We start from the raw sequence: 23,216 nt of genomic DNA, 5'->3' as shown, positions 1-23,216 counted from the left end.
CAACGTTACCGCGGCTCCCGCTTCCCCGCCCGCCGCCGGGCGGCAACGCCGTCCAGGACCAGCAGGAGCATCAGGATGAAGGCCACCGGCAGGCCATAGAGGGCCGAGTAGGTGACCCATGCGGGGGCAACGGAGTCCGCGAAGGCCAGGGATATGACTGCTCCCACAGCGACGAGGGAAAGTACGGCAATAACTGCGGCGAGGACCATCAACGGCCGCCGGTAACGCGATGGAGTCATGGACGTAACGGTACAGCGGCCGGACTGCCGCCCGTGAAAGCCGGGGAGCTTGCGCCTGGGGCGGAACGGTGCGGCCGGAACGGTGCGGCCGGAAGCGTGATTAGGGCATGCGGCAGGATAACCTTGAAGGATACAGACCAACACGGTTTGCGCTGGCCATACCCTGAACCCGCACAACAATGCGGACGCGGTGGCAGCGGGCCGTGTCTCATGACAGCAGAACGAAGAAGGTTGATTACGTGCCTACCGGCAAGGTCAAGTGGTATGACAAGGACAAGGGCTTTGGCTTCCTCGCGGGCGAAGACGGCCAGGAGGTCTTCCTGCCCAAGTCGTCACTGCCTGAGGGAGTGACGGAACTGAAAGCGGGCACCCGGGTGGAATTCGGGGTGGCGGACGGCCGCAAGGGTGCCCAGGCCCTGGGCCTGCGGGTGCTGGATAAGACACCGTCGATCGCCAAGGCCAAGCGCCCCAGCGCGAAGGATCTCGCCCCGCTGGTGCAGGACCTGGTGACCGTCCTGGACAACCTGTCCGGAACCCTGTCCAAGGGAAAGTACCCGGACGGCAACAAGGGCAAGGCCATTGCTGCCGCCCTGCGCAAGGTCGCCGACGAGCTGGACGTTTAGGCGCCCATGGACCCCCAATCTGAACAGCCGGGCACGCCAGTGCAGGAGCAGGCTGCCAAGACTCCGCCCAAGCGCAAGGCAGGCGTGCCCGTGTGGCGTACGGGCAAGCCCGACGCGTTCCTGGCCGCGGCGGTGGACACTGCCCGGACCGCAGTGGAAGGCATCACACCGGCGGGCACCATCGGGGCGCACCTGGCAGCCAAAAGCGAGGGCGACCGGCTGGTCACGCACCTGTTCGAGTCGCGGCTGCCCGGCTACATGGGCTGGCAGTGGTACGCGGTGCTGACCCGCAACTCGCGCTCCAAGGCGGTGACTGTCAACGAGTTGGGCCTGCTGCCGTCCGAGGAATCCATCCTGGCCCCGGAATGGGTGCCGTGGGCAGAACGCGTCCGTCCCGAGGACGAGCAGCAGCAGGAGCCCGAACAGCAGGAGTCAGGGCAAGGGACTCCGGAAGAGCTGCCGGCAGGGCAGGGGGAACCTGGCGGCCAAGAGCCTGACGACGACGGCGGCGAGCCTGGGGACGTCGGGGAGCCTGGCGACGAGGCAAAGACTTCCTAAACCACAAGCAAACGGCGCCGCCCGGGAAAACCCGGGGCGGCGCCGTCGTGCATTAACCTTGGTTACTTGCGCAGCTCGCCCACCACGAAGTCGATGCTGGCCAGCAGCGCCGAGACGTCGCTGGGCTCGATGGCCACGAAGGTGGCGATGCGCAGCTGGTTGCGGCCCAGCTTCCGGTACGGCTCGGTGTCCACAATGCCGTTGGCGCGCAGGACCTTGGCCACGGCGGCCGCGTCAACCGACTCGTCGAAGTCGATGGTGGCAATGACGTTGGAGCGTTCCTCCGGGTTGGTGACGAACGGGGTGGCGAACTCCGAGGCCTCGGCCCAGCTGTAGATGCGGCCGGCGGAATCGGCGGTCCGCTTGGAGGCGAAGTCCAGGCCGCCGTTGGAGTTCAGCCACTGGACCTGCGAATCCAGGGTTACCAGCGTGGACAGCGACGGCGTGTTGTATGTCTGGTTCAGGCGGGAGTTCTCGATGGCGGTCTGGAGGTCCAGGAAGTCCGGGATCCAGCGGCCGCCGGCCTTGATGGCGGCAGCACGTTCCAGCGCTGCGGGGGAGAACAGGCCCAGCCAGAGGCCGCCGTCGGAGGCAAAGTTCTTCTGGGGGGCAAAGTAGTAGACATCGCTTTGTGCAACGTCCACGTCCAGGCCGCCGGCCGCGGATGTGGCGTCCACCAGGACCAGTGATCCCTCGTCGGCCCCGGATACCCGCTGGACAGGGGCTGCGACGCCTGTGGAGGTTTCGTTCTGCGGCCAGGCATAGACGTCCACGCCGGCCTCGGCCTGGGCTGCGGGCCGGGTGCCGGGCTCGGACTTGATGATCGAGGAGGCTTCGAGGAAGGGCGCCTTATTGGTGGCGGCGGCGAACTTGGACCCGAACTCACCGAAGGACAGGTGCTGGGCTTTCTTCTCTACGAGACCGAAGCTGGCAACGTCCCAGAAAGCGGTGGAGCCGCCGACGCCGAGGACCACCTCATAGCCGTCCGGGGCGCGGAAGAACTGGCTCAGCCCTTCCCGGACCGACCCGACCAGGTTCTTGACGGGGGCCTGCCGGTGCGAGGTGCCAAGGATCGTTCTTGAAGCCGCTGCCAGCGCGTCGATCTGTTCCTGCCGGACCTTTGACGGGCCGGCCCCGAACCGCCCGTCCTGGGGCAGGAGGTCGGCGGGGATCGTGATGCTGGTGTCGCTCACAGGTGCTCCAATTCGGCGGGGACGAAAGCTATGGTCCGGAAGGGCGGGCAGTGGTGGCCGGCAGGGCGCGGTGGCTGGGCTGCAGGCCACTCCCATTCTGCCTGAACCGCCGCCGGGGGCGGGAGCCGGGCACGTCATAGTCCGGACAGTGAGACGTGCCCGTACGGCCCAGCCCTTTGGCCGCAGCTATTCGGACAAAGTCAAAATAGGCTAAGCTTTCCCCCGGACTACTTCGCGGGAAGAGGCGATACGGTGGGACAACGCAAGGTACTGCGCTCGAGGAGCTGAGCTGGATGACGGATCTGATCGACACTACGGAGATGTACCTCAGGACCATTCTGGAGCTTGAGGAAGAAAACATCGTTGCCCTCAGGGCCCGTATCGCCGAACGTCTGCGCCACTCGGGGCCCACCGTCTCCCAGACCATCGGCCGCATGGAGCGGGACGGACTTGTCGTCGTCTCCGGTGACCGCCATCTGGAACTCACGGATACGGGCCGCAAGCGCGCCACAGAGGTCATGCGCAAGCACCGGCTGGCCGAACGCCTTCTGGCAGATGTCATCGGCCTGGACTGGGCCTACGTCCATGACGAAGCCTGCCGCTGGGAACACGTCATGAGCGAGCGGGTGGAGCGGCGCATCTACGAGATGCTGGGCCACCCCACCGAATCGCCCTACGGCAACCCCATTCCCGGCCTCGCTGCGCTGGGAGGCCAGGCGGGCCGCGGCTTTGCCGATGGAGCCATCAGCCTGGTGGAAGCAATGAAGAACTACGCGCCCGCCTCGGGCGTGACCATCAGCCGTTTGGCGGAGCCAATCCAGGTGGAACCGGAACTGCTGGCCCAGCTGGACGAGGGCGGGATCCGGCCTGGTGCTGCCGTGACGCTGGAACGCGTGGGCGAGTACATTTCCGTTCGGGTCGCGGGGATCGAAGGGGCGCTGGAGCTGCCGCCCGAGGTTGCTGCGCACGTCTTCGTTGCCCTCGACTAGGGCTGATCCGGCACCTTCCATACCCCAGGCAGGGGTTTCCACGCAAAGGTAACGGAATTGTTACCTAGGGACTTAAGCCCCTATAGTGGAACCAAGCGTTGATACATAAGCGTTACCTGACCCGGAGCCGAGCTCTGCCAGCGGGCCAGGTGAACGAGTTCGTTACTGGCAGAGGCGGGGGAACCACAAGCGGCAGCGGGGGACTGCCTTGGGGTGAAGTCCGTCAGCAGCAAGCCTCTCCAGTGAAGGATTCTTCCGGGAATACCCCTGTGCAGAAGCTTGCCTACGGCGGACCGGGTCTTTGAACTCTCTGACCCGAATCCGACAGCTAACTCCGCAGGCTTCTTCCAGAGAGGAACCCTTCTTGACCATGCAGACCCCACGGGGCCGCCGACGCGCGGCCGGCCCCCCTTCGGCACCCCGGGTTGCCGAAGTCGTCGCAGCGGAGCGCCCCCGCGACCTGCATCGCGACGCGCGCCGCCGCCGGGGTCCCTTCCGGCAGATGACGGAGTTTGCCGCCGCCAGCGGCATCGGCCAAAAAGCCGGCATGGCCCTTGCCGCCACAGGCCTGGTGCTGACGGTCACGGTGCCCGCCACAAGTCCCGTCATGGCAACCGACTCCGCCGGCAATGCCCCCCTGGCTGCCTCGGCTGTCAGCCCGCAGCCGCAGATTTCCGCTGATGTTGGAGCCCAGGTTGACTTCAGCCGCTCCGCCGTGGTCACGCAGGCGGACCCGGACGGAAAGCTGAAGCAGCTCCTGAGCGCACAGTCCGCCGGCTCCGTCACCCGTGCCGCTTCGGCCGGCACCCTGGCCGCACCCCTGTCGTCCCTCGCCACCGCTTCCCCTTTCGGTTACCGGGTCAGCCCCATCACCGGAGGCTCCGGAGACTTCCACAGGGGCCAGGACTTCGTGGCGCAGTGCGGCACCTCGGTCCTGGCGGCCGCAACAGGAACCGTCACCTTCGCGGGCTGGCACCAGTTCGGTGGCGGAAACCGGGTGGTCATCGACCACGGCAACGGGCTGGAAACCACCTACAACCACCTCTCGTCCTTCAACGTCAAGGTGGGCCAGACCGTCTCCCGCGGTGAGGTCGTGGCACTGAGCGGCACCACCGGCGCGTCCACCGGATGCCACCTGCACTTCGAGGTCCAGGTCAATGGCGAAGTGGTCGATCCGATGGGCTGGCTGTAACCGAATGATTGCTCACTCTCAGATCGCCGTGACCCGCCGTGACCTGAATGTGACATTGAAGCAAAACTGCTGTACCGTCTAACTCGCGTCAACTTTTCCGAAGTTGACGCTCTTGAGTGGATTGCCTAACTCTGCCACCGCTCAAGGTCCGTTCGCATTTCATCGTCTGGCAGGGGCGGGGGAACCAATTTTGGCCTTCATTTCCGGAAGGCCTTGGGGTTAAGTCACAAAGCTTCCCAGGAAGCAGCGTGGCCGGGTGACTCCCATCCGAATCCGACAGCTCACCTCGCAGGCATTGGGAGAGGCTACCTTCGTGTCTTCACGCCATCATTCTGCGCGCCACCGTGCGCAAACGGTTCGCACCAACCCCCTGGACGCCGTGTCCAAGGCTGTCAGTGCAAATGCCGGGACCGTAGGCCGCCAGGCTGCCGTTGTGGCAGCCGCTTCGGGCCTCATCCTGAGCATGGGCCTGCCCGCCACGGCAGCTGACACCACTGCCGGTGTCTCTGCCTCCACCGAGTCCGGTTCGGCCCAGACGGCACTCGCCGTCACCGCTGCCCCCACGGCCACGGTGTCCTTCGAGCGTCCGGTCGTCAAGACCACCGCCGCTCCCAAGGTTGAAGCGGTACGTACCCAGTCCACGGCAGCAGCGAACCGCGCCGCCAACACCGCCACTGCGGGCCAGGAGGCTTCCCCGGCCGCCAAAGCGGAAGAGTCTGTATCCACTGCGGCAACCTCGGGCATTGCCGCCATCGCCTACACCGGCATCGGCCACTCCTACGTATGGGGCGGCACCAGCCCCGTCACAGGCTGGGACTGCTCCGGTTTCGTGCAGTGGGTTTACGCCCAGGCCGGAATCAGCATCCCCCGCACCAACGCGTGGAACATCATGACCCCCACCTCGGCACCGCAGCCGGGTGACCTGGTTGTCCAGAACGGTGGCGCGCACGTCGGCATCTACGTCGGCAACGGCATGATGATCAGCGCACTCAACCCCTCGCAGGGCACGCTGCTCCACTCGCCGGCAGCCACCGGTTCCTCCACGTACTACCACTACAGCAAATAGTTCTTGGGCAACGCGTTCCAAGGGCTTTTTCTTTGCCCAAAGCTTCTTCGCTAAAAACCACATCCCCGTTCGGGATGCGCCGGCGTACCCCCAAGATGCCGGCGCGTCCATCACCCTTCGCCTGCCTACCTGCGGCTCGAGGGAAAAACGAAAGAGAGAACTGATGACGACTCGTGCCACCGCACGGCATCGCGCCGAGGTCACCAAAACCAACTCGATCGCTGTCATTGCCAAGGCTGTCAGCGACAACGCAGGCGGCATGGGCCGCCAGGCTGCGGTTATTGCCGCAGCGTCCGGCCTGGTCCTGACCAGCGGCATCGCTGCCAACGCTGCCGACGCCAACGTCAAGCGCGATTCCGCTCCTGCTTCCGCGCTGGAAGTTGAATCCGCCGTGGACGCCCCGATCTCGGCGGCTTCCACCATCTCCATCAGCTACGAGAAGCCTGCCGTGACCACCACGCCGGCTCCCGTCGTCGAGCCTGAGCCCGAGGTTGAGGTGCGGGAAGCCGCTCCCGCTCCTGCGGCCCAGCCCGCTGCTGCTCCCAAGGTCACGGCCAAGGTTGCCACCGCCGCTGCTCCTGCCGCTCCCGCAGCCCAGGCATCCGCCAGCGGCAAGGGTGCGGCCATCCTCTCTGCCGCGTACGCCCAGCTCGGCGTGATGCAGGACTGCACCATGCTGGTCACCAACTCGCTGGCCGCTGTCGGAATCCACTTCCACGACTGGCCCGCCGGCTACCTGTCCCTGGGCCGCACCGTGAGTGCAGCCGAAGCACAGCCGGGCGACCTGATCTACTACGCTGACGGTGGCGCGGGCATGGCCCACATCGCTGTCTACGCAGGAAACGGCATGGCTGTCCACGGCGGCTACAACGGAAACCAGACCGTGGTCTTCAGCGCGAACGTTGGATCCGGCCCCGTCTTCATCCGCGTCAACTAGGCATTCCGGTGCTGGCGTGAACGGCCGCCAGCCTCAAAATGTCCCGAGGACCCCCGCCATCGAGGCAGGGGTCCTCGGCGTTTAAGGGGTGCCGCGACGGGGGCGGCACCCTTTTTTGGCGTATCGGCGGTGGAAGGACTCCCGGGCGGAAATTACCTGATTCTGCACTTCTTTGTTTACTCTTGTGATGTCGATCCATAGCCCGGACATGCCGAGGGCAGCCGGCCCTCGTGCCCCTGACGGGTGCGGCCGTGAAGAGGTAAGTGCATGCGCACTCTCGTTCTGAATGCTGGATATGAACCGCTGGCGGTTATTACTTTCCGCCGGGCGCTGGTGCTTGTGCTTACAGGCAAGGCCAGTGTGGTGGCCGAAGGGGACGACCCCGTGGTGGGCCCCACCGACGTCCTGGGGCGCCCGTCCGTGATCCTCCTCAACCGCTACATCCGCCCCCGGTACAACCACTCCACGGCCGTCAGCCGCAGGGGAGTGCTCCGACGCGACGGGCATAAATGTGCCTACTGCGGGAAAGCGGCGCACACCATTGACCATGTGCACCCGAAATCCAGGGGCGGGGCTGATTCGTGGGAGAACCTGGTGGCCGCCTGCCTGCGGTGCAACAACGTCAAGGGCGATCACACTCCCGTCGAGATGGGATGGACCCTGCGCTTCGTCCCGGAACCTCCGCACGGGACCATCTGGCAGATCAAGGAGCTGGAGAAGCCCACCCCGGCCTGGGATCCGTTCCTGCTTCCGGAACGGGCTGCCTGACCGCCTGCCCCCGGCATCGACCTGTCTGTGGCGTGACCTGTCGTTTCGCCCTGACCTCTCAGGCCGCCCTTAACCTCCGTGCTGCCGTCCAGTGAGCCGGTGACTAGGCTGGGGGAGTGGAAGTGAGCAGCCTTGCCTTTGACGCCGTGGTCCTGGCCGGCGGGAAGTCATCGCGGCTGGGCGGCACGCCCAAGCAGTCGCTGGTCTTCCAGGGCCAAACCCTCCTGGAGCGCGCTGTGGCTGCTGCCGCGGGGGCCGGGCTTACTGTCGTTGTTGGTGACACGGATTTCCTGCCAAACCGGCCACCCGTCGCGCAGCCCCTGCCGGCCTGGCCTGCCACCCTTTTGACCTGCCGGGAGGAACCGCGCTTCGCCGGCCCCGCGGCCGCGATCGCAGCCGGACTGGAGGCGCTGGCGGCACACCATGCACGGACGGGCAACGGTGGCGGGGCGCCCTATACCCTGGTGCTGGCCTGTGACATGCCGTCGGCCTCCCAAGCGGTGGCGGCGCTGCTCGACGCATTGGGCCCCTCCATGGAACGGGCGTCCGGAGGTGTCATGGCCTGTGCCGAAGACGGCAGGGCCCAGCCGTTGTCAGGTTTTTACCGCACGTCTGAGTTAAGTAAAGCCTGCAAGGCCCTTGCGGCCCGCGACGCATTGGTCAACGGCTCTGTCAGGGCTCTCCTTGCTAGTCTGGACGTGCAGCTTGTCACAGTCCCCGCCGGATCCACAGCCGATGTGGATACCTGGGATGACGTTGCCGCGCTGGGGATTGCCGCCGGGAACCAGCATGAAGGCCAGGACCGGCATTCGGGCGGAACAAACGTGGGAGGCAATTCGTGAAGAGCCAGGACGAAACGCTGGAAGAGTGGTGCAGGGCCCTTCTCCAGGCGTACAAGCTTGAGGATGTCCAGGTGGACGTCAATGCGGTGCTGGCGCTTGCAGGTGTAGCCGCCCACGCTGTTGTCCGGCCGGCGGCTCCGCTCACCACTTTTATTGCCGGCTTCGCTGCAGGCCTGGCTGCCGCTCCCGGCAGGGAAATGGATGCCGAATCAATGGACGCGGCCCTGGCCGTTGCCCGCACACTGGCAAAGGACTACGAGGCCGAGGCCGCCGCCGGGACTCCCGGCGAATGACTGCAGAACCCCAGAGCGATTCGGAGGCACCACCTGGCAGTGATGTGGTGCCCCCGGCCGGCATAACGGAACCCGGAGTCACTGAATCCGGTACCCCTGAACCGGGTATGACTGAACCCGGTATGACCGAACCAGGTATCGCTGACCCTGGCACCTCTGAATCCAGTACAGGAGAATCGGGTGCTCCCGATGCCCAGTCGGCTGAAGAAGGGCATGCAGCCCATCACCATCTGGCGCATACCTGGGAAGAGGCCAGGCAAGCTGCGTTCGACGCCGCAACACCGATTCCCCCGGGGCCTGTGCCCCTGCGGATCGCCTTGGGCCGCAAACTCGACAGGGACATCATTGCCCTCCAGGACATGCCCCATTACGCCTCGTCGGCCATGGACGGCTGGGTGGTCAACGGAAGCGGCCCCTGGATACCGGTGGAGCCCAGCACCCGGCTGGCGCCGCACCAAGCCAGCCCCATTGCCACCGGCGGGATGATCCCCGCCGGTGGCAAGGCAGTTCTCCGCACCGAGAGTGCAGTCCTTGGCCGGGACGATGAGGGACTTCCTGTCGTGATGACCGGAGGCAAGGCCCGCCCGGGCGAACCCCGCGCGGGGGAGCACATCCGGAAGGCCGGGGAAGAAGCCCTGGAGGGGGACATCCTGGTCAAAGCGGGGGTGGAACTCAACCCGGCCCACCTGGCACTGGCCGCTTTGGCCGGCTACGACGAACTGCAGGTCCAGGGGAAGCCCGTGGTGCGCCTGGTGCTGACCGGGTCCGAAGTGGTGGAACACGGCACGCCGGCACCGGGCCAGGTGCGCGACACCTTCGGTCCGCAAATGCCGGACGTTGTGGCAATGCTGGGCGGCATCCCGGGCGGGCAGCAGCGGATCGGCGACTCGTACGACGAATGGCTGGCTGCGCTCGAGGACGTGCTGCCGGAGGTGCCGGGCGCGCCGGACCTGCCGGCCGACGTCGTTATCACGACGGGGGGCACCGGGCGCTCGGGGACGGACCACCTCCGGCGGGCGGTGGCTGAACTGGGCGGCCGCCTCATCATCGATGGGGTGGCCATGCGGCCTGGCCACCCCGCGGTCCTCGCCGAACTGCCGGACGGACGCTTTGTCCTGGGACTTCCCGGAAATCCGCTGGCGGCCATGATGGCCCTTTCCACCGTGGGCGCCCCGCTGCTGGCCGCATTGGGGCACCGCGCCATGCCGGCAGTGGAGGAAGTGCCCTGCGGGACGATGATCGAACCGGACCCCGGCCGTACCCGGCTGATGCCGTTCCGTTTGCTGTATGGCATGGCCTCCCCGGCACAACATACAGGCCCGGGAATGATGAGGGGACTGGCCGCTGCCGACGGTGTGCTGGTAGTGCCCCCGCATGGCGTGCAGCTTGGGGAGTCGGTGCCCGCATTCGCGCTGCCATGGGGTCCGCCCATACCCCGCCGGCAGGAGGACCCGGCCAAAACCAAACCGCGCAGCAACGCCCGGGGCGCCCAGCCCAAAAGCAAACCAGCAGCGAGTGGACCGGTGGACTGGAGCGCGCTCCTGGGCTGAGGCGGGCCCCGTTGGTGCCATGATGGAGTAATGAACAGGCAGGGTGGAACATGGGACGAGTAACCCAGCGCCGCAAAGTGCACAAGTATGTTTTGGACGGTTCGCCGGGGGCCCTGGAATACCCCGTCCGGCATCGCGAGGACGTCCTCGCCGTCGAGGAACCGCTGGAAATCCGGCTGGGGAGCCTTTCCTATTCGGTCACCATGCGGACTCCGGGGAACGACTTTGACCTGGTGGCCGGATTCCTGGTGTCGGAGGGCGTCATCTGGGCTCCGGAGCAGCTGGTCTCGCTCCGTTTTTGTGCCGGGGAGGACGAAAACGGCGTCCAGACATTCAATGTGGTGGAAGCCCAGCTGCGGCCGGACGTCCCGCTTCCCCACACTGGCCGCAAGGTCTACACTTCCAGCTCCTGCGGCATCTGTGGAACCGACTCGATCGAAGCCGTGCAGAAGTCCTCCCACTTCAGCCCGCGGGCGGACCCGTTGACTGTGGATGCCAAAGTCCTGGCCGCCCTCCCCGGGCTGCTGCGGAAGTCCCAGCGTGTCTTCGAGGACACTGGGGGCGTGCACGCGGCGGGCCTGTTCAGGATTGGGGACGACGGCGAACCGCAGCTCCTGTGCCTGCGCGAGGACGTTGGGCGGCACAACGCCGTGGACAAAGTGGTGGGCTGGGCACTGCGCGAGGGTCTCCTGCCGCTGACCGGAACCGTGCTCCAGGTGTCTGGCAGGGCATCCTTCGAACTGGTCCAGAAAGCTTCCCTTGCGGGAATTCCCGTCCTGGCGGCTGTTAGCGCCCCTTCCAGCCTTGCGGTGGAGCTGGCGGAGGCGAACGGGCTGACCCTGGCGGGTTTCAGCCGGGAAACAAGTTTCAACGTCTACGCCGGGGATGCGCGGATCCTGCGCCCCACGCCCGCCGTGCCCATTGCTTAGGCCACCTCTGCCGCGATGGCCAAAGCCTGCCCTGGAAGGGGGTTGGTTGAGGTGCTGCCAGCGGGTAGATTTGTCCATCGAATGGACGCGATGATCCAGCCACGAGCCTAAAGAGGATTCATATTGCATGACGACCGCAGGATCACGGAAGTCCGCCTGGCCAGGTTTGTGCGCGAGCGCATCGCCCCTGCCGTCTACAGCCGGACGGTTCCCCTTGCCCTGAGCAGTTGGGAAGCTCCCGGCGAACCGGTCCCCTCGCTCGAAGCAATGCGCCAGGAGTTCCAGCCGCAGGAGCACGGCGCAGCATGGGGCCGGCCCTGGGGCACCACCTGGCTGCGGCTGCAAGGAGAAGTGCCCGAATCCTGGGGCGACGGCCCGGACACCACCGTTGAGGTGGTGGTGGATCTTGGGTTCACCACGGAGGCGCCCGGGTTCCAGTGCGAGGGCATTGCCTGGCGGCCGGACGGGACCATCATCAAGGCCATCTCACCCCGTAACCAGTACATTCCGCTGAAGCTGCTGGGCGGCGGCATGGCGGTGGACTTCTACGTCGAGGCAGCCGCAAACCCGGACATGGCGCAGGGCTGGACCTTTGCCGCCACCCCGCTGGGGGACAAGGCGACGGCCGGGGGAGCGCCGCAGTACCGGCTGGGGAGCATCGCCATCGCTGAACTCAACCAGTGTGTCTGGGAACTCCAACAGGACGTATGGACACTGGCAGGCCTCATGGAGCAACTCCCGCTGGAGCTTCCCCGCCGCCATGAGATCCTCCGGGCCCTTGAACGCATGATGGACGTGATGGACCCGGACGACGTTGCCGGCACCGCCGCGGCAGGCAGGGAAGCTCTAGCCAAAGTCCTGGCCCGGCCCGCGTACGCGTCCTCGCATCAACTGGTTGCCACGGGGCATGCGCACATCGACTCGGCATGGCTCTGGCCAGTCCGCGAAACCATGCGCAAATGCGCCCGTACATTCTCAAATGTTGTGGCCCTGATGGATGAAGACCCGAATTTCGTCTTCTCCTGCTCCTCTGCCCAGCAGCTGGCGTGGATCAAGGAGCTGTACCCGGAGCTGTTCAGCAGGATCCGGGAAAAGGTGCGGGCTGGCCAGTTCGTCCCCGTGGGCGGCATGTGGGTGGAATCCGATACCAACATGCCCGGCGGCGAAGCCATGGCGCGCCAGTTCGTCGAGGGCAAGGGCTTTTTCCTGGCCGAATTCGGCATTGAATGCAGGGAGGCCTGGCTGCCGGACTCCTTCGGATACAGCGCCGCCCTGCCGCAGATCGTTAAAGCCGCCGGCAGCCGGTGGTTCCTCACCCAGAAGATCTCCTGGAACCAGACAAACAGGATGCCGCACCACACCTTTAACTGGGAAGGGATCGATGGCACCCGGCTGTTCACCCACTTTCCCCCGGTGGACACCTACAACTCTGACCTGAGCGCCAGGGACCTGGCCCACGCCGAGCGCAACTACCGGGACCACGGCCGCGGAAGCGTGTCACTGGTGCCGTTCGGTTATGGCGACGGCGGAGGCGGACCCACCCGCGAAATGCTTGCGGCGGCTGCCCGGACTGCGGACCTGGAGGGATCACCCAAAGTCAGGATCGGCTCAGCGGAGAGTTTCTTCCGGCAGGCCGAGGAAGACTACCCGGCCCTGCCCGTATGGGTGGGGGAGATGTACCTGGAGCTGCACCGGGGCACCTACACCAGCCAGGCCCGGACCAAGAAAGGCAACCGGCACAGTGAGCACCTGCTGCGTGAAGCGGAACTGTGGTGCGCCACGGCTGCGGTCCGGGCGGGCGGCGCTTTCGACTACCCGGAGGCAGAGCTCAAGCGCCTCTGGCAACTGGTGCTGCTGCAGCAGTTCCACGACATCCTTCCCGGCAGCTCCATCGCGTGGGTCCACCAGGACGCCGAGCGGAACTACCAGGCCATCGAAACCGCGCTCGAGGCAATCATCAGCCGGGCTGCTGCCGCGATGTTGGGCCCGGGTGACCGGCAGTTCCTCCTCAACGCGGCACCGCATGAACGGAACGGGGTAAGGGCGCTGGCTGCAGGTGAGGCTTTGGCGGCCACGGACCCGGTGCAGGCCACAGCCCACAACGGCGGCTACATCCTGGACAACGGAATAATCCGGGCCGTGGTGGACGCGGACGGACTCCTCGCCTCCCTGTGCGACCATGCCAGTGGCCGTGAGGCCATCGCTCCCGGCCAGCGCGGCAACCTGCTGGAGCTTCACCGCGACACCCCCAACGAGTGGGACGCCTGGGACATTGATGAGTTCTACCGGCGCAACGTCACACCGCTGGTCCACGCGGAGTCGGTCCGGCTGGCCAGTGAAGGCGGCAGCGCCGTGGTGGTGGTGGAACGGCTGGCCGGCAGCTCTCCGCTGACCCAGCGCATCACGCTGGCCCCCGGAAGCCCTTCACTGGAAATTGCCACCGCCGTGGACTGGCAGGAGCGCGAAAAGCTGCTGAAGCTTGGCTTTGCCCTCGACGTGCGTGCGGACCGGTCGGCCGCCGAAACCCAGTTCGGCCACGTCTTCCGGCCCACCCACACCAACACCTCATGGGAGGCCGCGAAGTTCGAAATCTGTGCCCACCGTTGGATCCACGTAGGTGAACCGGGGTACGGCGTGGCGGTGGCAAACGCATCAACGTACGGCCATGACGTGGGCAGGACCATCAGGGAATCCGACGGCGGGACCACCACTACCGTGCGCCTGTCCCTGCTGCGCGCTCCGAAGTTCCCCGACCCCGACGCGGACCGCGGCCAGCACGAATTGACGATCACCGTCCGCCCCGGTGCCGACATTGCCGCCGCCGTCCAGGAAGGGTACCGGACCAACCTTGCGCCGCGGCTGGCCAGGGGTGGCTCCGCGGCGGAGCCGCTCTTCTCCGTCAGCAACCCCGCCATGGTCATTGAAGCCGTGAAGCTGGCCCAGGACGGATCGGGCGATGTGGTGGTCAGGCTTTATGAGTCGCTTGGACAACGATCTGCCGGAACCCTCACGGCCAACTTCCCGATGAAGGGCGCGGTGCCGACGGACCTCTTGGAACGCCCCACCGACGCGCCCGGAATTGTTCCTGCGGAGAATGGCGCCCAGCTCACGCTCCGGCCGTTCCAGCTGGTGACGATGAGGTTTACGCGGAAATAGCGAGTGCGCGACGGCAGTTCAGGTGCCTTAAATAGGCTGAGTGGGGGCGGTCCCCAACGATCCGCCACCACTCATCCCCCCAATGTGTGCAAAGGCCCCCGGGGCGGCCAGCGCCTTGAATTTATCCCCGTTCGAAAACGCTTGGGCGGCCCCGCCTTCACACATTCATGATTGTTTCACATTCTAATGAATTTGTGAAAGCAGCTGAACGTTACATTTCGCTGGATGTCCTCCGGCGTCCCGAGCTGCGCGCATTAACCAACCGGGCCACCCAGATCAAGGCCAGCCCAACGACGAAGCACAGCACGGCCGTGTAGTTGATGATGAACTCTACTTGGCCAAGTTCGGGTGGGATTACCGGGAACAACAGCGTGAGGGCTACCGCCACTCCGCCCAGAGCAAGCAGTGCGGCGGCAATGCGGACCAGGATGGGGAGCCGGTCCCGCACTGCGCGCACCATGGCCGGTACCAGGGCGAGGACAACGAATGCGGGGTACGCCCGTCCGGCGGCGCCGTAGTACTCTACGAGCGCGAAATGGCGGGCGTCCTTACCAGAGACGGTGCTCAATCCCGCAGAGGATCCGGCGGTGTCCATGGAGAAAAACAGTGCAATCATGACCGCCGAGACAACGAGCAGGACCAATATGCCGGTCCGGCCGGTGATGAGACGATATGCGTTGTCTGCGCCAAAGCCCCTGGAAATCCGGATGCCCATGAAGAAAATGGCGCCAAAGATGACGAAGCGCAGCAGCAGGTTGGCCAGGTTGATTCCGCCCAAGGCTTGGTCGATGACGATGTAGGGCGCCTGGATGCTCAACAGGATGGCCAGGGTCATCAAAGCGAAAATGCCGAAGAGGGAGCGGTTCTCGCCCCGGAGGGTGCTGGGGATGCGGGCCGCCGCAGTAAGGGCGCATATCGCCAGCGTGGTCCATTGAAGGGTCTCGATCATCCCAGGTTCTCCCATATTTTTTCTGTCTGCGCTTGGTCCTGCTCCTGGCGGCGCAGCACTTTGCCCATTGCCTGAAGCCGGTCTCCGGCAAGGGCTGTAAGTTCTCCATCGGAGAGGCTGTCCAGCGCCGCCTGCCGGGAGCCGGGAGGCCAGCCGGCCTCCTCCTCCGTAATGATTCCGGTGGCCACCAGCCCGCCTGCCGGCCCCACTCCGGCTGCCAGCGCAGTGGCGACAGCAAGCTCGGGGGACAGCCGGTTGGCGGTCAACTGGGCGGAATAGTTTTGTGGGGCCACTCCTGTGGAGGCCGAAACGCGGTGCCGCACCTCGCCGTCGTCTATTGCATCCACCCAGTTCTTCACAGAGGTGGCGTGCGGGGTAGCGCTCAGGGCCGGAGCGGCTGCACCCAAAGCCGCGTCCATGGCAGGACGGGCCAGCAGCGCCCGGAGAAGGTCCGGGGTGGAAACCTGGCTGACCAGCTCATTCCTGGTGGGTGGACGCTGCGGGCCCGCCAAGGCGGTGTAGGCGTCAAATCCGGCCAGCGCGGCGACGGGATTGATCTTGTACGCGCGACTGATGCTGACCACTGTGCTCACGGAAACCTTGCCCCGGACCAGCTGCTGTGCCAGCGTGGTCCGCTTGATCCCGGAGACCCTGCAGATGTCTGCAGTGCTGGCATCGGGCGCGATGCCTTGCAGCCAGCGCTGGAACGCCTTGGCGGAAAGGGTCATGGAGGGCTCTCTGCAGAACGGGTGGTGCGGATGATTTTACCGTGCCCCCGGGGGCCCACCGTGACGGACGATTTTGCCCATTGTGCCGGTTCGTCTATAGTTGATGGTCGAGCCCGCTGGTCCGTACACCCCCCAAGTCCGGACCAGCGGGTTCTTCTATGTCCTGCAGCCCCAGCGGCGTCGCGGCCCGGTTTGCGCCGCATTTTCCGGCCGCCGATGGCTGTCCGGGCAGCGGCGAAAGGACGAATCCATGACTGCAACCCTTGTTGCCAAAAACATCTCCGGTGGCCATGGCCACCGGGTGCTCTTTTCCAACCTCTCGCTGACGGTGGCCCCCGGCGACGTTGTGGGCGTCGTGGGCGCCAACGGCGCCGGGAAATCGACGCTGCTCCGCCTCCTTGCCGGCGTCGACCAGCCACAGCAGGGCACCGTGAGCCTCGCCCCGTCCGACGCCTTCGTGGGCTGGCTGCCGCAGGAGCACGAGCGGCTTGCCGGGGAAACGGTGGCGGCCTACATTTCCCGCCGGACCGGCTGCGCGGAAGCAACCGTGGACATGGAGTCCACGGCGGAAGCACTGGGTTCCGGCGCTCCGGGCGCTGACGATGCCTACGCCCATGCCTTCGACCGGTGGATGGCCTCGGGCGCCGCCGACCTGGACGACCGCATTCCTGCCGTGCTGGCAGAACTGGGGCTGGACGCCGGCCCCGAAGCGCTGATGACGGGTCTTTCCGGCGGCCAGGCCGCCCGGGTGGCCCTGGCTGCCCTCCTGCTGAGCCGCTTCGACGTGGTGTTGCTGGACGAGCCGACCAACGATCTTGACCTTGCAGGCCTGGCAACCCTTGAAGGCTTCGTGAAGGGGCTGCGCGGCGGGGTGGTGCTGGTCAGCCATGACCGCGAGTTCCTGGCCCGCTGCGTGACCCGCGTGGTTGAGCTTGACCTGGCGCAGAACAGTGTGGCCGTTTACGACGGCGGCTACGACGCCTTCCTCGAGGAACGCGCGGTGGCGCGGCGGCACGCACGCGAAAAGTACGAGGATTTCGCCGCCACCAAGGCGGACCTGGTGTCCCGGGCACGGACCCAGCGTGAGTGGAGCTCACAGGGTGTCCGGAATGCCATGAAGAAGAACCCCGACAATGACAAGATCCGGCGCGCCGCCAGTACCGAGTCCTCGGAAAAGCAGGCGCAGAAGGTCCGGCAGATGGAGTCCCGGATCGCCCGGCTGGACGTCGTGGAGGAGCCCCGGAAGGAATGGCAGCTCCAGTTCAGCATCGGCCAGGCACCGCGCTCCAGCGCCGTCGTCGCCACTTTGCGCAACGCCGTGGCACGTCAGGGTGACTTCACGCTGGGACCTGTCAACCTCCAGCTCAACGGTGGTGAACGCGTGGGCATCACGGGCCCGAACGGAGCCGGAAAGTCCACCCTGCTGCGGCTGCTGCTGGGCACCCAGGCGCCGGACGACGGCGATGCCTCCATGGGTGCGAACGTGGCCGTCGGCGAGATAGACCAGGCCCGCGGGCTGTTGGATGGCGGCCTGCCGTTGGGCGACGCGGTGGAAGCCGTGCTGTCGGATTGGAACAGCGCCGACGTCCGCACACTCCTGGCCAAGTTCGGCCTCAAGGCGGACCATACGTCCCGGGCCGTGGATTCCCTGTCGCCGGGGGAGCGGACGCGGGCGGCCCTGGCGCTGCTCCAGGCGCGCGGCGTGAACCTCCTGGTGCTGGACGAACCCACCAACCACCTCGACCTGCCGGCCATTGAGCAGCTGGAAGAGGCCCTTGAAAGCTACGACGGAGCGCTGCTGCTGGTGACGCACGACCGCCGGCTGCTGGAGAACGTTCGACTCGACTACCGGTGGCACCTGGAAAACGGCACGGTCCAGGAACTCCACCAAACTGCAAGCCAGGAGAAGTAACCATGAGCATGGACCGCGTGGCCTGGAGTTCGCTCTACAACATCAGCACCGCTAAGAGCGCTTCCAAGCCGTTTTCCAAGGAAACCCTGAAACGGGTACTGGCCTTTGCCGCCCCGCATAAGGGCAAGCTCATCGCCTTCGTGCTGTCCTCCATCGCTGCCGCCTTCCTGGCAGTCGCCACGCCGGTGCTGGCCGGGCAGGTGGTTGACGCCATCATCGCCAAGGCCGCAACTGGAACCGTTATTTGGCTGGCTGTGCTGATCGCCATCGTGGCTGTGGGGGAGGCCGGGGTGGGACTCCTGACCCGCTGGTTGTCCTCCACCATCGGCGAAGGCGTGATCGTGGACCTGCGGACGCGGGTGTTCGACCACGTCCAGCGGATGCCCATCGCCTTCTTCACCCGGACACGCACGGGCGCGCTGGTCAGCCGCCTCAACAATGACGTCATTGGGGCGCAGTCCGCCTTCGCCGGAACGCTGTCCGGGGTGGTGAGCAACTCCGTGGCGCTGGTCCTGACGCTGGCCGTGATGCTCAATACGTCCTGGCTGGTGACGGTGCTCGCCATGGTCCTGCTGCCGATCTTCCTGATTCCCGCCCGCCGTATGGGCTCAAGGCTGGCCGACCTGCGCCGGGAAGCTGCCGCGCACAACGCCGCCATGGGCACCCAGATGACGGAGCGGTTCTCCGCCCCGGGTGCCACACTGGTCAAGCTTTTCGGCCGGCCGGACGAAGAATCCCGCGAATTTGCTGCACGTGCGGGACGGGTCCGTGACATCGGGGTCCGCATGGCGATGCTGCAGTTCACGTTCGTGACCGCGCTGACCCTGGTGTCCGCGCTCGCACTGGCGCTGGTCTACGGACTGGGCGGCTGGCTCGCCCTGGGCGGCCAGCTGGCGCCAGGGGACGTGGTGGTCCTGGCACTGCTGCTGACCCGGCTCTACGCTCCGCTCACGGCGCTGTCCAACGCCCGGGTGGAAGTCATGAGTGCCCTGGTCAGCTTTGAACGCGTTTTTGAAATCCTTGACCTGCAGCCGCTGATCCAGCAGAAGCCGGACGCAGTGCCGGTACCGGCCGGTCCGGTGTCCGTGGAATTCGACGACGTCCGGTTTGCCTACCCTTCCGCGGACAAGGTGTCCCTGGCCTCACTGGAGGAAGTGTCCACCCTGGACACCCGCGGCGGCGAGGAGGTGCTGCACGGCGTCAGTTTCCGGGTGGAGCCTGGCCAGACGGTTGCCCTGGTTGGTTCCTCCGGCGCCGGCAAGTCCACCATCGCCCAGCTTCTGTCGAGGCTGTACGACGTCGACTCGGGCGCCGTGCGGCTCGGCGGCACTGCGCCGGGGACGGGGCTGGACGTCCGCGATGCCACGTTTGATTCACTGCGCGACACGCTGGGCATGGTGACCCAGGACGGCCACCTGTTCCACGAAACCATCGCGTCCAACCTTCGGCTGGCCAAACCCGGGGCGAGCGAAGACGACATGTGGGACGTCCTGCGCCAGGCCCGGCTGGAGACGATGATCAGGTCGCTGCCCGACGGGCTGGAAACGGTGGTGGGGGAGCGCGGCTACCGGCTGTCCGGCGGCGAACGCCAGCGGCTGACCATCGCCCGGCTCCTCATCGCCCAGCCCCGCGTCGTCATCCTCGATGAGGCCACCGCCGCGCTGGACTCAACGAACGAAGCCGCCGTGCAGGCAGCCCTGGGCGCCGCACTCGAGGGGCGGACCGCCGTCGTGATTGCCCACCGGCTGTCCACCGTCCGTGCGGCCGACGCCATCCTGGTGGTGGAAGGCGGCCGGATCGTGGAACGCGGCACCCACACCCAACTCCTGGCCGCCGGGGGCCGCTACGCCGAGCTCTACCGGACGCAGTTTGCGGAGGCCACCGCCGTGGCCCAGGAGGCCGTGCCCGAGTTCTAGCGGCGCGGCGGCGGAGCCTGCGCCGCTCCCGGCATGCCACGGGCCGCCAGCAGGGGCAGGATGTGGTCCGTCAGCAGCGGGGCCAGGTCCCGGGGGAGGGCCACATCGGCCGTTTCGCGGATGTCCAGCCAGCGGATCTCGGCGATTTCGGCCGCCGGGCTTGCCTGCCAGGTGCCCGGAGCCACGAACACGGTGGCTTCGATGTCGGTGGCTGCCTCGTTCGCGGCGTCCGCGATCCAGACGCCCATCAGTTCAAGCTCCTGCGTGGGCACCACGATCCCCACCTCTTCGGCGAGCTCCCGGGCTGCAGCCTCAACCGCCGTCTCACCCGGTTCGGGCTTGCCGCCCGGGTGCATGAACATACCGGTTCCGCGTTTGCGCACGGTCAGCAGCCGGCCTGCGTCGTCGAACACGCAGACGGCGGAGACCACGATCCGGTCCTTCACGCGGGAATCCTTTCCAGGTGTGAGACCAGCAGCAGGTCCTTGCGGGGGCCGGTCACATCCCAGCTGAAGCTGAACTGGTCAGGGCCCTGGCGGGTGTAGGACACGCGGTAGGTATCCGGATCGCACCAGTGGGTGTCCAGGCTGGCGTCCGGGGTGAAGCTCATCCGGTGGAACGGCCTGCCGTCGGGAAAAAACACGTCCAGTGCATCGGGCAGCGGCGCGCGTTTCAGGACGTACTCACGTGAGGCGGGGCCGGTGAAAGAAGGCCAGCGCATGGTTCCTTCCTCGCGAAGGGCCAGGCCGCCGTCGTCCGCGGGAGTGAAAAGGACGACGCCGGAAAAGGTTCCGCGGGTGCCGTCCGACCTGTCCAGGAGGTCCCGCTCAAGCCGCCAGCGCCCCGGCTGCCCGCGGTGGCCTGTTGGGCCGCCGCCCAGGAGGTAGGCGCGGAGGCTTGGCTCCGGGGAAGGAGATTTCAAGTGCCCTCGATTGGAATCGAACCAACGACACCGGCTTTAGGAGAGCCGTGCTCTATCCACTGAGCTACGAGGGCGGGTGTCCGGTGGTTCGGCGGGGCCGGTCCGTCCGGACACGGTTACAAGCATACAAGGTGCGGGGCCGTACTACGCTCAAGGCATGAGTCCAGCCCCCACTGCCGCTCCCGCCGCCGCCTTCATCCCGAATGTTGCCTCCACCCGCCAGTACATCGGGGCCTGGGCCATCCTGAGCGTGCTGCAGTATTTCGCCGCGGAGGCCGCCGTGGCCATGGCATGGGCCGGACCCCGCCCCTACGATCTGCGCACCGGGTACATCAGCGACCTGGGCGCCCTCCACTGCGGCACCTTCTCCGGCCGGGACGTCTGCTCACCGTTGAACTGGCTGATGAATGCCTCGTTCGTGGTCCAGGGGCTCGGCATGCTGGTGGGGGCGTTGCTGCTGACGTCGGGGCTGCTGCGCGTGGCAGCCCGGCCCGGTATCCGGATCGATTGGGGCCGGAAGGAGCCGTGGCTCGCGGCCGCCGCCGTCCGGCTGCTCACGGGTGCCGCGGGTGCCGGGACGGTGGTGGTGGGCCTGGTGCCCGAGGACGTTGGCTCCCCATGGCACTACTGGGGTGCGGTCACGTACTTCCTGGCCGGCGGCGCTGCCCTGCTGGTGCTCGGCCTGCTCTGGCTCCGCAAAACGGGCATGGCGTGGTTCATCCTGGCATGCGGCGCCGTCTCCCTGGCCGCGGTGGCGACGGGCGGCCTGACACACATGATGGTTCCGGAGCCCGGCACACTGGAACGGCTGATGGGATATCCCGTGACCGTCGGCATGGCCGCCTCCGGGCTGGTCATTGCCCAGCGGGTGCACCGGCACCGGAAGGAACGGCGGGCTGCTGCCGCCCGGGTAACCGCGGCCTAGGCCTGGTTCCGTGTCCGCCTGTTCAGGAACACCGCTGCGGCCCCGGCCAGCAGGCTCAACACCAAAAGCACCCAGCCGGCAACGGTGAGGCTGGACGCCAGGGCAACCTGGCCGGCGTCGGGACCTTCCGACGCCATCATGGCGTCAATGGCAACGTTTCCCCACAACCGGACCACCACGAACAGCATGGGCACGGCCCACAGAGCCCAGCGCAGCGCCTTCCGCGCCACATTGGTCCCAATGAGCAGCAGCCAGGTGAACCCGAAGATCAGCGGGAAGAGGGTTCCGGCGGTCTTGTGGACGTAGTTCAGCTGGCCCAGGGCGTCGCCGTTCATCTCCCCCTGCAGGCGGCCGATGTAGGCGGGATCGAACCCGCCGACGAGTGAGTCCGGCATGGCCAGGCCTTTGGTGAGTTGCGTGAGCTGGTCCAGGGTCAGCAGGTGCAGGTACCAGAAGAGGAACAGGCTGGCCACCACGCCGGCAATGACGATCAGGGTGCTGTTGCCCTGCGCCTTCTCCGGCGTCCGGTTGGTGGTGGGGTTGAGCACCGGTGGCAGTTGGTGCTGCGGTACAACCGCTTTGGCGCCGTGCTTCTTGATCCGCTGGGCAGGGGTTTTGGCCATGGCACCATTATCCCGCCCCATAAACTGAAGCCATGACCACTGGCCGACACAGCGCAGCTGTTCTTGACCCCTCACTGGACGACTACGAGCTGGCGGCGGCGCTGGTCCGTGAAGCCGGGCAGCTGGCGCTCCTCATGCGCATGGCCGGCCTGCAGTCGGAACAAAAAACCTCCGTCTCGGACGTTGTGACAGCAGCGGACCACGCAGCCGAGGCCTATGTTCTGGAGCAGCTGCAGCGCTGCCGGCCGGAGGACGGCATCCTGGGGGAGGAAGGCGCCTCCGTCCAGGGCACCAGCGGCCGCACCTGGGTGATCGACCCCGTGGACGGCACCTACAACTTCCTGCACGGCTCCACGTACTGGTGCTCCGCCATCGCCCTCAAGGACCGCGGCGACGCAGTGCTGGGCGCCATCTTCCAGCCGGAGGAGGACAAGCTGTGGCTGGGCGGCCGCGACCGGCCCGCCACACTGAACGGTGACCTCCTCACCGTTTTCAGCGACGACGGCGGCAAACGCAACGCCACCAGTGTCGCCGAACTTGGGGCGGCCACCTATATCCACCCCACCTGGCTGATGGACCCGATGTGCGCCATGCCCTGGCACGCCGCCGCCACCTCAGCGGCGTCCCTCCGTATGCTGGGCTCCGGGTCCTGCGACCTGGGCCGCGTGGCGGACGGGCAGCTGGGATGCTGGTTCCAGCACAGCTGCCCGGAATGGGACTGGTTGCCGGGCAAGGCGATCGTCCGTGCCGCCGGTGGCGCCGTGGACACCGTCCGCGTCAACGGCCTGGAGTGGTTCCTGGCAGGAGGAACGACGGCGGTGCATCAGTTGCGTGCGGCGCTCCAGTCAGGCTCGGTCAGCTGAGGCGGCTGCCGGCGCTGGGGGAGTAATCCACAGGCTGGAAGGC

Annotated in this window: 23 protein-coding genes, 1 tRNA gene and 2 riboswitches; of the genes, 16 read left to right on the top strand and 8 right to left on the bottom strand. The window is 66.6% G+C overall.

The window, feature by feature from the left end; translation table 11 throughout:
* Positions 1–5 precede the first annotated feature (5 nt).
* A complete protein-coding gene (locus ACR65K_RS14065; protein ID WP_440153486.1) occupies positions 6–239 on the bottom strand; it encodes a hypothetical protein in 234 nt (77 codons plus the stop codon).
* A gap of 239 nt (positions 240–478) precedes the next feature.
* Here ACR65K_RS14065 and ACR65K_RS14060 point away from each other — a divergent pair, with 239 nt between their 5' ends.
* Entirely contained in the window at positions 479–862 is a 384-nt protein-coding gene (locus ACR65K_RS14060; protein WP_018762148.1) for a cold-shock protein, read from the top strand.
* Positions 863–868: 6 nt separating this feature from the next.
* The gene (locus ACR65K_RS14055; protein WP_440153484.1) at positions 869–1,420 is read left to right on the top strand and encodes a DUF3027 domain-containing protein; all 552 of its coding nucleotides are present in this window, start codon (positions 869–871) and stop codon (positions 1,418–1,420) included.
* Positions 1,421–1,482: 62 nt separating this feature from the next.
* Here ACR65K_RS14055 and serC read toward each other — a convergent pair whose 3' ends face one another.
* Positions 1,483–2,613, bottom strand: a complete 1,131-nt coding sequence (gene serC / locus ACR65K_RS14050) for a phosphoserine transaminase (RefSeq protein WP_440153483.1) — start codon at positions 2,611–2,613, stop codon at positions 1,483–1,485.
* A 293-nt stretch (positions 2,614–2,906) separates the two neighbouring features.
* Between serC and ACR65K_RS14045 the strand changes: the two genes are divergently transcribed.
* The 10 genes from ACR65K_RS14045 (at position 2,907) to ACR65K_RS14000 (ending at position 14,335) form a co-directional block, all read left to right on the top strand.
* Positions 2,907–3,602 carry an iron-dependent transcriptional repressor DtxR gene (locus ACR65K_RS14045; RefSeq protein WP_440153482.1) on the top strand — a complete coding sequence of 232 codons (696 nt, stop codon included), beginning with the start codon at positions 2,907–2,909 and terminating at the stop codon, positions 3,600–3,602.
* 146 nt (positions 3,603–3,748) lie between these two features.
* A riboswitch (cyclic di-AMP (ydaO/yuaA leader) is annotated at positions 3,749–3,960 on the top strand.
* Between the two features lie 12 nt (positions 3,961–3,972).
* Positions 3,973–4,794, top strand: a complete 822-nt coding sequence (locus ACR65K_RS14040) for a M23 family metallopeptidase (RefSeq protein ID WP_440153512.1) — start codon at positions 3,973–3,975, stop codon at positions 4,792–4,794.
* Between the two features lie 128 nt (positions 4,795–4,922).
* Positions 4,923–5,103: riboswitch (cyclic di-AMP (ydaO/yuaA leader) on the top strand.
* A 70-nt stretch (positions 5,104–5,173) separates the two neighbouring features.
* A complete protein-coding gene (locus ACR65K_RS14035) occupies positions 5,174–5,860 on the top strand; it encodes a C40 family peptidase (protein ID WP_056331144.1) in 687 nt (228 codons plus the stop codon).
* A 163-nt stretch (positions 5,861–6,023) separates the two neighbouring features.
* Positions 6,024–6,797, top strand: coding sequence for an NlpC/P60 family protein (locus ACR65K_RS14030; RefSeq protein WP_440153481.1), 774 nt, complete (start codon positions 6,024–6,026; stop codon positions 6,795–6,797).
* A gap of 267 nt (positions 6,798–7,064) precedes the next feature.
* On the top strand, positions 7,065–7,565 hold the full coding sequence (locus ACR65K_RS14025; RefSeq protein WP_440153479.1) for an HNH endonuclease: 501 nt from the start codon (positions 7,065–7,067) through the stop codon (positions 7,563–7,565).
* 122 nt (positions 7,566–7,687) lie between these two features.
* Positions 7,688–8,407 (top strand): molybdenum cofactor guanylyltransferase, encoded by a 720-nt coding sequence (gene mobA, locus ACR65K_RS14020; protein WP_440153478.1) that lies wholly within the window; start codon positions 7,688–7,690, stop codon positions 8,405–8,407.
* Positions 8,404–8,700, top strand: coding sequence for a DUF6457 domain-containing protein (locus ACR65K_RS14015; RefSeq protein ID WP_056331155.1), 297 nt, complete (start codon positions 8,404–8,406; stop codon positions 8,698–8,700). The genes mobA and ACR65K_RS14015 overlap by 4 nt, the downstream gene beginning before the upstream one ends.
* On the top strand, positions 8,697–10,250 hold the full coding sequence (locus ACR65K_RS14010; protein ID WP_440153476.1) for a molybdopterin molybdotransferase MoeA: 1,554 nt from the start codon (positions 8,697–8,699) through the stop codon (positions 10,248–10,250). Before ACR65K_RS14015 ends, ACR65K_RS14010 begins: the two co-directional genes overlap by 4 nt.
* Before the next feature lie 50 nt (positions 10,251–10,300).
* On the top strand, positions 10,301–11,179 hold the full coding sequence (gene fdhD / locus ACR65K_RS14005; RefSeq protein ID WP_440153474.1) for a formate dehydrogenase accessory sulfurtransferase FdhD: 879 nt from the start codon (positions 10,301–10,303) through the stop codon (positions 11,177–11,179).
* Between the two features lie 123 nt (positions 11,180–11,302).
* Positions 11,303–14,335 (top strand): alpha-mannosidase, encoded by a 3,033-nt coding sequence (locus tag ACR65K_RS14000; RefSeq protein ID WP_440153472.1) that lies wholly within the window; start codon positions 11,303–11,305, stop codon positions 14,333–14,335.
* Between the two features lie 211 nt (positions 14,336–14,546).
* Here ACR65K_RS14000 and ACR65K_RS13995 read toward each other — a convergent pair whose 3' ends face one another.
* Entirely contained in the window at positions 14,547–15,284 is a 738-nt protein-coding gene (locus ACR65K_RS13995) for a hypothetical protein (protein ID WP_440153471.1), read from the bottom strand.
* A complete protein-coding gene (locus tag ACR65K_RS13990) occupies positions 15,281–16,012 on the bottom strand; it encodes a hypothetical protein (RefSeq protein ID WP_440153470.1) in 732 nt (243 codons plus the stop codon). Before ACR65K_RS13990 ends, ACR65K_RS13995 begins: the two co-directional genes overlap by 4 nt.
* 250 nt (positions 16,013–16,262) lie before the next feature.
* On the opposite strand from ACR65K_RS13990, the gene ACR65K_RS13985 reads away from it, so the two are divergent.
* Positions 16,263–17,924, top strand: a complete 1,662-nt coding sequence (locus tag ACR65K_RS13985) for an ABC-F family ATP-binding cassette domain-containing protein (protein ID WP_440153469.1) — start codon at positions 16,263–16,265, stop codon at positions 17,922–17,924.
* Between the two features lie 2 nt (positions 17,925–17,926).
* Positions 17,927–19,840, top strand: coding sequence for an ABC transporter ATP-binding protein (locus ACR65K_RS13980; RefSeq protein WP_440153467.1), 1,914 nt, complete (start codon positions 17,927–17,929; stop codon positions 19,838–19,840).
* Here the strand turns inward: ACR65K_RS13980 and ACR65K_RS13975 are convergent.
* The 3 genes from ACR65K_RS13975 to ACR65K_RS13965 all read right to left on the bottom strand — a co-directional run bounded on the left by ACR65K_RS13975 (position 19,837) and on the right by ACR65K_RS13965 (position 20,836).
* Positions 19,837–20,286 carry an NUDIX hydrolase gene (locus ACR65K_RS13975; protein ID WP_440153466.1) on the bottom strand — a complete coding sequence of 150 codons (450 nt, stop codon included), beginning with the start codon at positions 20,284–20,286 and terminating at the stop codon, positions 19,837–19,839. The genes ACR65K_RS13980 and ACR65K_RS13975 overlap by 4 nt on opposite strands.
* Positions 20,283–20,762: a DUF6314 family protein gene (locus tag ACR65K_RS13970; RefSeq protein ID WP_440153464.1), complete on the bottom strand. Its 480-nt coding sequence runs from the start codon at positions 20,760–20,762 to the stop codon at positions 20,283–20,285. Before ACR65K_RS13970 ends, ACR65K_RS13975 begins: the two co-directional genes overlap by 4 nt.
* A gap of 1 nt (position 20,763) precedes the next feature.
* Positions 20,764–20,836 (bottom strand) — tRNA-Arg (locus tag ACR65K_RS13965).
* Positions 20,837–20,919: 83 nt separating this feature from the next.
* Here ACR65K_RS13965 and ACR65K_RS13960 point away from each other — a divergent pair.
* Positions 20,920–21,687 (top strand): DUF998 domain-containing protein, encoded by a 768-nt coding sequence (locus ACR65K_RS13960; protein WP_440153462.1) that lies wholly within the window; start codon positions 20,920–20,922, stop codon positions 21,685–21,687.
* On the opposite strand, the gene ACR65K_RS13955 is transcribed toward ACR65K_RS13960, so the two are convergent.
* Positions 21,684–22,310, bottom strand: a complete 627-nt coding sequence (locus ACR65K_RS13955; RefSeq protein ID WP_440153461.1) for a hypothetical protein — start codon at positions 22,308–22,310, stop codon at positions 21,684–21,686. The genes ACR65K_RS13960 and ACR65K_RS13955 overlap by 4 nt on opposite strands.
* A 32-nt stretch (positions 22,311–22,342) precedes the next feature.
* Between ACR65K_RS13955 and ACR65K_RS13950 the strand changes: the two genes are divergently transcribed.
* A complete protein-coding gene (locus ACR65K_RS13950; protein ID WP_440153460.1) occupies positions 22,343–23,173 on the top strand; it encodes an inositol monophosphatase family protein in 831 nt (276 codons plus the stop codon).
* Positions 23,174–23,216: the final 43 nt, after the last annotated feature.

The sequence above is a fragment of the Arthrobacter sp. SAFR-179 genome (assembly GCF_059414945.1).
This window is presented reverse-complemented; position numbering and strand designations above follow the sequence as displayed.

Bases quoted from the DNA above. Each gene is read 5' to 3' on its own strand.
- ACR65K_RS14065 (WP_440153486.1), bottom strand. From the start codon at position 239: ATGACTCCATCGCGTTACCGGCGGCCGTTGATGGTCCTCGCCGCAGTT.
- ACR65K_RS14055 (WP_440153484.1), top strand. From the start codon at position 869: ATGGACCCCCAATCTGAACAGCCGGGCACGCCAGTGCAGGAGCAGGCT.
- ACR65K_RS14045 (WP_440153482.1), top strand. From the start codon at position 2,907: ATGACGGATCTGATCGACACTACGGAGATGTACCTCAGGACCATTCTG.
- ACR65K_RS14040 (WP_440153512.1), top strand. From the start codon at position 3,973: ATGCAGACCCCACGGGGCCGCCGACGCGCGGCCGGCCCCCCTTCGGCA.
- ACR65K_RS14030 (WP_440153481.1), top strand. From the start codon at position 6,024: ATGACGACTCGTGCCACCGCACGGCATCGCGCCGAGGTCACCAAAACC.
- ACR65K_RS14025 (WP_440153479.1), top strand. From the start codon at position 7,065: ATGCGCACTCTCGTTCTGAATGCTGGATATGAACCGCTGGCGGTTATT.
- ACR65K_RS14010 (WP_440153476.1), top strand. From the start codon at position 8,697: ATGACTGCAGAACCCCAGAGCGATTCGGAGGCACCACCTGGCAGTGAT.
- fdhD (WP_440153474.1), top strand. From the start codon at position 10,301: ATGGGACGAGTAACCCAGCGCCGCAAAGTGCACAAGTATGTTTTGGAC.
- ACR65K_RS13995 (WP_440153471.1), bottom strand. From the start codon at position 15,284: ATGATCGAGACCCTTCAATGGACCACGCTGGCGATATGCGCCCTTACT.
- ACR65K_RS13990 (WP_440153470.1), bottom strand. From the start codon at position 16,012: ATGACCCTTTCCGCCAAGGCGTTCCAGCGCTGGCTGCAAGGCATCGCG.
- ACR65K_RS13985 (WP_440153469.1), top strand. From the start codon at position 16,263: ATGACTGCAACCCTTGTTGCCAAAAACATCTCCGGTGGCCATGGCCAC.
- ACR65K_RS13980 (WP_440153467.1), top strand. From the start codon at position 17,927: ATGAGCATGGACCGCGTGGCCTGGAGTTCGCTCTACAACATCAGCACC.
- ACR65K_RS13960 (WP_440153462.1), top strand. From the start codon at position 20,920: ATGAGTCCAGCCCCCACTGCCGCTCCCGCCGCCGCCTTCATCCCGAAT.
- ACR65K_RS13955 (WP_440153461.1), bottom strand. From the start codon at position 22,310: ATGGCCAAAACCCCTGCCCAGCGGATCAAGAAGCACGGCGCCAAAGCG.
- ACR65K_RS13950 (WP_440153460.1), top strand. From the start codon at position 22,343: ATGACCACTGGCCGACACAGCGCAGCTGTTCTTGACCCCTCACTGGAC.